Consider the following 749-nt stretch of genomic DNA (forward strand, 5'->3'; position numbering starts at 1 on the left):
ACCTACTTATTGACACTGGTTCGGCTTACCTTGAGAAACTTGGCGATTTGTGTGCGTGAGTGTCCATCATTTGAAATGAGTAAGGGTCAGTGGCCTCATTTTCATCTGAATGGATTTTTGCTGACTTGCGAGCTTTTTAAAGTCGATATTAAGGATGTAATGATGGTGGTTTGGTTCGATAAATAGCGAACACATATAGAGCACTTTTTACTAATAGTTATAAGGTTTTTAGATAAGCGAGTTTTTAGCGATGTTATTGTGGGGACTGCGTAGGACGGAGGTTTCTTAGTAAAGAGGCTATCGTGGTAAGAAATGGGTTATTTATTTTTAGGAAACCCTTTGTATTTTTAAGTGACCGGCTTGATAAAGCTTAAGATCTGGCAGGTTTTCGTAAGCTAGGGTGACTTGATTGCCTCCTGAGTGCTTTGAATAGTACATCGCTTTATCGGCCTCGATTAGAAGCTCTTTTGCGTTGGATTGTTGTGAATTCAACCCTGCTACACCAATACTAACAGTGGTCGTAATTTCAACGTCATCGACATGACAGATCGTTGCTTGTATAGCTTGGCGGATGCGTTCAGCTACTTCATACGCTTGAATCGCATTCGTATCTGTTAAGATTACTGCGAACTCTTCTCCTCCCAATCGACCTATAAAGTCGCTACCACGAATGACTCCTTGGCAAACGTGAGCAATGCGAGTGATAACATGATCCCCAGAAAAATGGCCAACTCTATCATTAATATCTT

The 749-nt window shown here is 41.0% G+C and carries 1 protein-coding gene and 1 pseudogene; one reads left to right on the forward strand and one right to left on the reverse strand.

Annotated features, from left to right (window positions below):
• A pseudogene (locus R7044_RS25180) lies at nt 1-186 on the forward strand (hypothetical protein); the annotation flags it as partial.
• A gap of 141 nt (nt 187-327) precedes the next feature.
• Here R7044_RS25180 and R7044_RS25185 read toward each other — a convergent pair.
• A partial coding sequence (locus tag R7044_RS25185) for a GGDEF domain-containing protein (protein WP_225455993.1) occupies nt 328-749 on the reverse strand: 422 nt, incomplete at its 5' end.

Source organism: Vibrio sp. 1402, from assembly GCF_033340275.1.